The 8,678-nt window shown below is 51.0% G+C and carries 6 protein-coding genes, 2 pseudogenes and 1 CRISPR repeat array; all 8 genes and pseudogenes read right to left on the bottom strand.

From position 1 onward, the window contains the following. Positions 1-54 precede the first annotated feature (54 nt). A CRISPR array of direct repeats spans positions 55-442; the repeat unit is 28 nt; unit sequence TTTCTAAGCTGCCTGTGCGGCAGTGAAC. A gap of 150 nt (positions 443-592) precedes the next feature. Further along, on the bottom strand, positions 593-1,243 hold the full coding sequence (cas6f, locus tag DZ54_RS0109275) for a type I-F CRISPR-associated endoribonuclease Cas6/Csy4 (RefSeq protein ID WP_025673865.1): 651 nt from the start codon (positions 1,241-1,243) through the stop codon (positions 593-595). A gap of 9 nt (positions 1,244-1,252) precedes the next feature. Beyond that, positions 1,253-2,248, bottom strand: coding sequence for a type I-F CRISPR-associated protein Csy3 (csy3, locus tag DZ54_RS0109270; RefSeq protein WP_025673864.1), 996 nt, complete (start codon positions 2,246-2,248; stop codon positions 1,253-1,255). Between the two features lie 16 nt (positions 2,249-2,264). Then, a pseudogene (gene csy2 / locus DZ54_RS20495) lies at positions 2,265-3,041 on the bottom strand (type I-F CRISPR-associated protein Csy2); the annotation flags it as partial. Positions 3,042-3,105: 64 nt separating this feature from the next. Continuing rightward, on the bottom strand, positions 3,106-3,255 hold the full coding sequence (locus DZ54_RS26750; protein ID WP_205619382.1) for a type I-F CRISPR-associated protein Csy2: 150 nt from the start codon (positions 3,253-3,255) through the stop codon (positions 3,106-3,108). After that, a pseudogene (csy1, locus tag DZ54_RS20490) lies at positions 3,255-4,373 on the bottom strand (type I-F CRISPR-associated protein Csy1); the annotation flags it as partial. The pseudogene csy1 and the gene DZ54_RS26750, both read right to left, overlap by 1 nt. A gap of 273 nt (positions 4,374-4,646) precedes the next feature. Further along, the gene (locus DZ54_RS25500) at positions 4,647-6,050 is read right to left on the bottom strand and encodes a P-loop NTPase family protein (RefSeq protein ID WP_205619381.1); all 1,404 of its coding nucleotides are present in this window, start codon (positions 6,048-6,050) and stop codon (positions 4,647-4,649) included. After that, a complete protein-coding gene (gene cas3f, locus DZ54_RS25495) occupies positions 6,047-8,092 on the bottom strand; it encodes a type I-F CRISPR-associated helicase Cas3f (protein WP_205619380.1) in 2,046 nt (681 codons plus the stop codon). Before cas3f ends, DZ54_RS25500 begins: the two co-directional genes overlap by 4 nt. Then, positions 8,089-8,678: type I-F CRISPR-associated endonuclease Cas1f (gene cas1f / locus DZ54_RS0109250; RefSeq protein ID WP_025673863.1), on the bottom strand; the 590-nt coding region annotated here is incomplete at its 5' end. The genes cas1f and cas3f, both read right to left, overlap by 4 nt.

The raw sequence follows: 8,678 nt of genomic DNA, 5'->3' as shown, positions 1-8,678 counted from the left end.
AGCTGCCTGTGCGGCAGTGAACGACGATATTCGCGAGCGAAACAGTTTCATCTTTTTCTAAGCTGCCTGTGCGGCAGTGAACATTTTGTGCTTGCCCTCATGCCCCAGGTGTTGTTTCTAAGCTGCCTGTGCGGCAGTGAACATAATGGGGACACAGGCGGCGACGATGATGGCTTTCTAAGCTGCCTGTGCGGCAGTGAACTTAGGAATGGAAACCAGAACATTTAACCCGATTTTCTAAGCTGCCTGTGCGGCAGTGAACGGTGGGTTTCAATGTCGCAGCAGATCCATTCATTTCTAAGCTGCCTGTGCGGCAGTGAACGCGACCATAAGAGCAGTATTCTTTATCTTTTGTTTCTAAGCTGCCTGTGCGGCAGTGAACGATATTTTCATTAAGCATCGCTGCTGTTACTTTTTCTAAGCTGCCTGTGCGGCAGTGAACAATAGAATAACGTAACAATCGTCAGGTACAACAGGCCGTTAGGATAAAAGTCATCTTTTACCCTTGTTAAAAAGCACCTGCTGTAACTGACTGTATTTTCTGTTTATTTTTAAAGAGCCCCAAAAGAAGGGGTAAAAAGGGGTTTCCCCCTCAAAAACACGGTACCGCGCATTGCTGATCGCTTTCACGTCGGCTGAGACCATAACAGGTGAATGGTTGGCCATTGTTTGGCGGCTGTTTTGTTGTCTCCCGCTCGATATACAAAGCAAACTGTTCAGTGTGAGGCTGCCCTGCCCGCTTTTGGCTAGAAAGGCTGGTCACTTGAATAAAGGGCAGCGACCAGCGTTTGTCGTCTGTTTTAATGTTTTCCAACAAACGACGCTTTACTTCCTCCTCTTCGTAACCATTTTTGCTGGCAATCGCGGCCGCGCGCCGGTTGAGGTTTTTATACAGTCGCTGCGGCGATTTGTAGTTCCAGCGTTTAAAGTAGGCATAGTCTTGCACCCCTTCTGGTACGGGTTTAACGGCTTTGATATGCACATAATCGGTCAGGCGTGACAGCCATCGCTGAATATTTAACTGCTCAAATGCCGCCTCGGTTTGCGCAAACAAACGCAACCGGTAGCCGAGTGGAAAATCACCTTGGCGGTAATCCGGAAACCCCACAGCAATGGCCGATTGATTGGGCCCGACTTTGTTTTCCGCTAAGGCAATGTGCACTTGCTGAAACACCTTGTGCCAGAGAAAGCCTACTGCGATCTCTACATCTGGCAATAAAGTAACCTCTTGATAGTAGTTCATTTCCGTCACCTATTTTTTGTCACCCTTGCCAAACACGCCGCCGCGGATCAGCATCGCCATAATGTAATGCTGCTGCTCGAGCGTTGGGGTTTTGTCTTTTAACATCCATCCATCGAGCAAGTTGTAAAAATCGTTCTTTTCTTTTGGCTGACGATACGCCGCTCCGCGGTTAGTTACTGAGCCATAAGGTTCAATGGCAATTGCACCCACTTCGTCATAGGCGGGGTGCCAAGTGTCAATGGTGCGCAGCGCGTTGCCGATTTTCTGTGAGTGCATCGCGGCTTGGCCATCTAATTGATATAAGAACTTGCTTTTATCGCCTTTACCACCGCCCATCACCAGCTCTTGAGAGGGGTAGACCGCTTGCCCTTCGCCCAGTTGGCAGTAGGCTTCAACATGAATAAGTGCATGCGCTTCTGTCAGGCCATATTGGATCACCTCTGCTAGCGCAGTGACATCTGGATGCGCGTCAAAATCACGTAAGCTGAAATCATAACTATCAAAACTAAATTGCTTCTCGCCTGCGGTGACCACAACCTTAACTTGCTCGGCACCGACACGGTTGCGCCACAAAAAACGCCCATTGGCAATGTTGTGCGCGTAACGTTGCGCCAGCTCTTTAAAACCGGTTTCTGATTGATAGTCACGCACTTTATCAGCCAGCGCCTGCTGATAATCTGGATTGTTACAGGTTGACGGCACATGCAGCCCGCTGAGAACACGCAGTGAGAAAGCCACTTTGAGCGTATCGGTATCATGCGGTAGCGCCGCAATATCGACCGTTTGTGGATTAGCATCAGTCACCCCCGCATCCAGCTTGGTGGGATCATTGGCGGTGGCCGCTTTTAAGCGGTTCGAAATCGTGCCTCGCACGGATTTTTCGTTCACTTGAATGGGTTGCCAATCGTCTTCTTCCCAGTTCCCCGCATACATTAATGCATCGGAAGGTAAAAGTTTTGCTTCAAAGGCAAGCACGGAAGGGGTGGTCAGTTTTTTATCAGCCATGATGAAATCTCCTTAATTACAAAAAGTCGGGGTCAAAGTCAGTGTTATCATCCGTTGTGGGAACAACGTCTGGTTCAATGGGTTCGTCATGCGTCGTTGTTGTCGCACGGGCAAGATACCAAGGATGCTCACCGTGATAACGCCAGCATTCGTCGTCGATACCCTTAAGGCGGTGGACGCTACGCCATTCACCTACGCTGTATGCCGCTTCGACAAAACTTACAGGTACCTCCGGATCGCGCACATTGGCGACCTCACCTGCGGCATAACAAGGGGAAATCGCGCGGTAACCCGTCATGATCGGCACCAAATACCCTGATTCAAGCTTTCTCTTGCGCTGCCACTGCGCCGGAATTGGTTGGTTATCGTCGTTAGGCACGTGTTCATCATCGGCGACAGCGTGGTACGTCAACATGGCAAACTCACACCACGCATCAAATAAGCTGGCTTGCGCATTATGTTGCAATAGATGTTGATGATGCTGGGCGAGATAATCATGTCGGTCGCAAAGGACAAAGCCCGGCATGAGGCGGCGCAACGCTTTTTTCTGCATGCTTACATCCGCGAGCAAGTCAACCTCGCCAATGGTTAATATTTGCCCGCCCGCGAGTCGTCGCTGAGGCGCCAAATCTTTCACTTCCGCGATCAACTGTGCTGCCGCGGCTTTATCACCGGCAATCAGTCCCTCAACCTCGATCAGCAAAGAGACTTGCATGTTCATGCGTCCTTCTTCATTGATCGGCGCTGTTTCGCCTTTGGCGGTGACCGGATTGCGCGTTAAGGCAAAAACATAGTCGCCCCACCCTGTGGCTGCCGCACATGAACATTGTTTTTATGGCTAACCACAGTCACGCCACCTAATCGCAACCCCAAGGCATCAGGGAGTTGACGTGATAGCGCATGGGCAAAGCAAGAAAGTGCGTGATCGCCGGAAAACCATAAGTCAGCCCTGCGATCGCATTCGCGTTTTGCACCTCAATGTGCTTAAGCAATAAATACTGTGCCATTATCGGTTCTCCTCAAATTGAGGCGTGTCGCGCTCAAACGCTTTTAGTTGGGTTAGGAATACTTTGCGGATGTAATTGAACTCCGTATCACCAAGCAGGTAGTGTTGTTTGTCCTCGAGTTGGCGCAGTAACCAAGCGGCAAAATCAGAGGCGACGGTGTCCAGCCACGCTTGTGCGTCACGCTCTCGCTGAAATTGATCGTCGGGGTTGTGCACATCCAGCCAAAGTGCATGTTCACGTTTGAGGTGACACCCTTCGTCCTTATTCTCAGCGCGTTGGCTCCAACCGGCTGGAACTTGCTGCTGAACCCGCGCGGCATAGTCAAACACCAAGTCAGTGAGTGGCAGAATAAAGTCATGATCACGCCGATAACGGGTAGCAAAGTTACGATCCCGTTCGGTAAGGCTTGCCAGAAAGGCGCGAAAGTCGTGAAGCAAATGACTGGCTTGGTAGGCTAAACGGCGATTAAAGATGCTGGTTTGCTTGCTCGGATCCTCCGGCTGCTGCTGATAGCTTGGCGGGGCGGCATTGAGTAAAAATCCCTCGCCTTGGCGATTACTATTTAAGAGTGAGATGTTCTGTTTATTTGTTCCGCCAAAAGCTTGTTTAACAGTGTGCGGAAAAATTTCCCATCTCTCCGGATGATAATACTGTTTGTTCTTTGCCTCACGAATCGCTTTAACTTTCTCCCCAAACCGTGTCGCACGCACCTTGTTATACAGTGTGTGCGCAAGGCTGGATGAATATAGCGGACACAGCAGGAGGTACTCACCTTCATTCACCGGAAAGTAGGTTTGCTTAGTTAAATTATGGGCTGACAACGTCTGATCATTCAAAGCAAGTGAAAATCCCGCACGCCAAGTCTCTAGCAAGGTAGCGTCATCAATGAGTGGCTTAAGCGCGTTGATATGGCCGGCTTGCAACTGCGAAATGAGCGACTCACCTTCCACAGTGACTTTTAAAAAACGCGCCACATCCAACACAGCCGCATTGCAATCCGCATCAATGGCTTTATCGGTCAGCGAATAGCTAGTAAGGTAGCGAGACTCACTCTTATCGACCTCAGTGACTAGCATACTAGTTGCTTTAGCATCGCCGTGAGTAAATTTAGGGCAATGCGTGGCTAGACTGACTTACTTGGCTCGCGTCGCAGCGTCTGTGACCCAGTGAATTGGCTCAAATTTCGCTTCGATCGGAGTAGCTTTCTCTGCGTAATCGGCATTGACGATCGCCTCTTGCTCTTGGCTGGCGGCGGCTTTAGGGCCTTATCGCGCGCCTTTTGCAAAGGCTCAAGCTTCGCCTGTTTGCGCTGTTCAATATATGCCAGCAGCGCATCGTATAGGCTGTGTTCCATAAGCGCTTCCTTTATCCTATTTGTTCCATTAAATTTTTTATTCCCGATAAGCACCCAGCTGTGGATGCCAACACCAAGTGATGTTTTGGCCTTCCCGTTCAGCCGCTAAGCGAATTTCGCCCAAGTGCTGGCTCGCTTTTTTAAGCGGCCATCCCAGTTGGTCAGCAAAGTGCTGATAGACAGCCTCTGGGTCAACGTCAAACCACCAGTGGCAACCGGCTGCCAGGGACGTTTCGACGGGTTTAAAGCGATATGATTGATCGTCGTATTGGTAGGGATAACGTGAGGTATCTAACTGCTGCCAATCTAGCTTATCATCGTCGTTATAAGCCAGCACAAAACTCTCTTGGCGCTGAGAGTGACGAAACGGCGTGCGCCGGATCAGTTCGCCGCTCCAGCTGGCATGTTTACCGGGGTAACGTAGCCCAGCGGCTTGGCTGATAAGTGTTTCATTCCACCAAAGCTCGGCTTCCTTACCAGTTCGGAAAAAGTCAGAGTGATACTTTTCCCCGCCCGTGAGCTCCAACGTAAAGCGCAACGCACGGTGCTCCTGCACGCCCCAGTGGCTCACCGGTTTAGCCGCTTTTTTTGCCGACGAAGCAAATATAAAGGCAGGTTTTTCCAGCTTGGGAATTTCCTGAATACGCGGTGTAGCGGAAATTGCAGTCAGCCCTTCATCAAGCGTGACCTTGTAACCTTTTTCGAGCGGGACAGCAGCGCTTTCAAAGCCTGGCTTACAATAAGCGGGATGCTTACCTTTTAGCGCACGGACATTCTGATCGAGAACATGAATATTGGCGGTCGCCGGCGCTTGCTGGCGGTGACGTTGTACCCGCCCCGCCAATTGAATTAAGGCACGCATTGAACTTGGCTCGGCAATCGCCCAGTCGTAATCGTGATCACGCCCCACTTCCACCACCGCGGTCCCCACCACCACAAATATCAGATGTTTGGCATCACTGTTCGAAATGGCATCGCGAATCTCTGGCTGCTCGAAAATCGTCGCTTCATCATGGCGATTTAACACCGCATCGAGACGACTTTCTCGATAAGAACGTAACGCCAGCGGAAACTGGGAGTGGTACGGACAAATAAAGAGTGCATGATCCGGTTCCGGAGAGATTTGTACCAGCGCCCGAGTCAGCGCCACCATGGGGTTAATATTGGCCATGCGCACCACGCCTACCGACACTGTTTTGCCGGATGCATGGATTTGATGATACGCGTGGTGTAATTGGTAAATATGTGTATGGATCAGTCGCGCAAGCGGCACAAAATCGAGATGAGGTTCGCTGGATGTTGGGGGAACAGCTAGAGAGGTAATCGCGGATGTATCCACGGTTTTTCCTTTGCGTAGCACCTGTTGGGCGCCCTCTAATCGCTTAACGCGTTTTGCGACAAAATCACGGTGGTAAGTCACGTAATCGGCTTTACTCGTCACCGTCTGGATCTCGCTGGTAACTCATCAAACCAGCCGCAAATCACAGGTGCATCGTCAGCCTCGTGCGTCGAAGCGTTGTCGCCAAACTGGGCATGATTAAACTGCGCCCTGCCCGCACGATAGGCATCAAACAAGCTTTTCACCAGTGAAGGTGGCAAAGTTGCTGATGAAAGCAGCACCCGTGACCCTAACATGCCTGCCCAATTTACCAAGCGACACAGCGCCGGTAAGTCTTCAAGACCAAAATCATCGGGCTCATCAAGCACTAAGTCAGTACTGAGCAAACGCAACATGGGCGCAATTTGATGGCCGCCGCGCAGGCTTTCAGTGGCGGGCATCAGATGATCAATCGTGCTCACCAATACCGGCGCACTGACCAATTTCTCCAGCTTAGGCTGACTACTTAGCCAGTGTTTCAACCGGCCATCATATATTTGCCCTTCGTAGCTAATAAACAGCTTTTCAAGAAAGTCTTCGGTAGACTCACTGCCGCCGGAAGACTGATGTGACGTATTTTGCACCTCATGCAAGCGCTGGATTGCTTGCGAGCCAACGAGCACGGCTAACTCGTCATCGCCAAGTTTTAGCAAGTCGCGATACGCATCGCCGGTTTGCAAGGTGAGCGTTCTCAACCCCAGCGCCACCGAGAAACGGCACCCCTGCCAAGGGTCCGATAACGCATACATAATGCGCGCATTGGCGATGGTTTTCCCACAGCCTGTCGACGCCATATTAATGCCGAAAAATCCCTGTGTTTCCGACTGAGTGGCTATCGTTTTGGTTTTCCGATAAGCGATATCTTGCCAGCGATACTTTTCTTGCTCAGCGCCTTGGCTAAAGCGGCGATGCTGGGCGATGGCAGGTAATGTCCACTTGAGTGAGGGTAAGTTCTCCGCAAAGCGCCTCGCATTGATGGCCACGCCAATATTGTGTTCATCTAACTGTTGTTTAGGCGGTGCGCCTTTACGTTTTCCTTGAGTTTGGTCTGTGTTGGCAATCGGCGCGTAATGGCTATCGCGCCATTTAGGCTTAGATTTCTCAAGCGGTAGCGACGAATAATAATGATCTGCCAGCATTAACGACAAACGTGCCATATGACTGACAAAACGCTGCGATAACCAATCAACTGGTTCATGAGAAGTCCACGGATACTGGCTGGCACGCTGGGCCAATTGACGGGCTTTTTGTTGCCAAGGCTGGCTTAAAAACGGAGTGCCATCGGGAAAGCGCCAGTTATCGGCAAGCGCTTGCGGGTCATATTTGCCAAGGTTAAGCGCGTTGGGCGCATTCCAGTGACTACCAAAGCAACGGCTGAGCCATTGGTCGATTTGCGAGAGTTCAACTGGCGCGTTGTCGGCATCATAGTTCACGGGCAACCGATGGTGCGAGACAATAAGCCACGCTACGATGCGTGCAAATGGCGATAAGTCACTAAAAGCAGGCTGATAGCCGTCTGCTTCGGTAAATAGTCGCGCTAATATCGCTTTCTCATGTCGGATTGCCGTTTCAGGCGTGAGCTCGCTGAGTTCACCAAGCCATTGCTGATCCGCCTTGCCTTTGGCAAACGCCTCGAATAAACGCAACGACACCCACTCATGACGATACGGTTCACCTTGGTGTGTCGTCTGGCCGCGAAGCTTTTGCTGAAATAACGCATTGGCTTTACCAAAATCATGAAATAGCCCCGCCATTGTCGTTGCTAGAACAATCACCTCATTGAGCTGCCAGCCCTGCTCCCATTCTTTGTGGCTAAGATCGAGCTCGGTGCGATTAACCGGTACATTGCCTTCCAAGTTAAACTTGCGACGATTGCCCACGATCCACACTAATTGGCTATGGGTTCTCGACCGTATCCAATGACAACTCACCGCGGTGCTGCGGCTGGCGGTTTTGCTTAGCATTTTTCGGGCAGTGTTAAGGCCATCTTCGGTGATCAGCGTTTGCCAGGTGTTATCACCAATCCGGTTGGCAAAGGCATCGAGCACGCGGCGGGTTTTCTTCAGCGCCTTTTTCTCGCACTGAGAAATAAAGGTCACCATCATCGTTGCTGCTCCGTCATCTCATCCTCGGTGTAATCTTGCAACGCAATGGCTTTGATGGTGTTGAACATAAAGTCCATCGCTTTGTGTTCAATAAACGCTTGTAGAACTTGCTGGCGAAATTCTTGTTCGGTAGCGTTTTCTTTGGCGCATATAAACGCCCAAGGCAGCACGATGGCATCTTTGATTAAGTCCGCGGCATCAAACACTAGCGCGCCGCGACGCGTTTTGCCATGCATCACCGCAAATCCGTGCGGGATCCCAAGCACCCACAAACAACTCGCCGCCAAGCCATAGGCTAGGTAGTTGCCATGATTTAAAAAACGGTTGGCGAGATCGTCGGCCTCATGCTGGCGTTTAAAACCGTTTTTTTGAGTGCGGTTCGCCGCGTGTTTGTAGAGCGCTTTGGTGAGCTGCGCTTCGGTAAGCAATAAATCAGCCGGCTTGCTGGCCTTGTCGGTTCGTTCCACAAAGGTGTCGAGTGCGCCGGCTAATTCGGCCACATCAAACCCTTCAAGCTTAAGTTCACGGCTCGCTTGCCAGACCTGCTTTAAGTACAGTCGAGCTAGCTGAAAAGTCGCGCTGCGTC

It is taken from the genome of Salinivibrio socompensis S35, from assembly GCF_000513715.1.
Lineage (GTDB): Bacteria > Pseudomonadota > Gammaproteobacteria > Enterobacterales > Vibrionaceae > Salinivibrio > Salinivibrio socompensis.
Note: the sequence above shows the minus strand (reverse complement) of the source record. Positions and strands in the feature narration are given on the sequence as shown.

Excerpts from the sequence above, each read along its gene's own strand:
- cas6f (WP_025673865.1), bottom strand. The coding sequence starts at position 1,243 with ATGAACTACTATCAAGAGGTTACTTTATTGCCAGATGTAGAGATCGCA.
- csy3 (WP_025673864.1), bottom strand. The coding sequence starts at position 2,248 with ATGGCTGATAAAAAACTGACCACCCCTTCCGTGCTTGCCTTTGAAGCA.
- DZ54_RS26750 (WP_205619382.1), bottom strand. The coding sequence starts at position 3,255 with ATGGCACAGTATTTATTGCTTAAGCACATTGAGGTGCAAAACGCGAAT.
- cas3f (WP_205619380.1), bottom strand. The coding sequence starts at position 8,092 with ATGATGGTGACCTTTATTTCTCAGTGCGAGAAAAAGGCGCTGAAGAAA.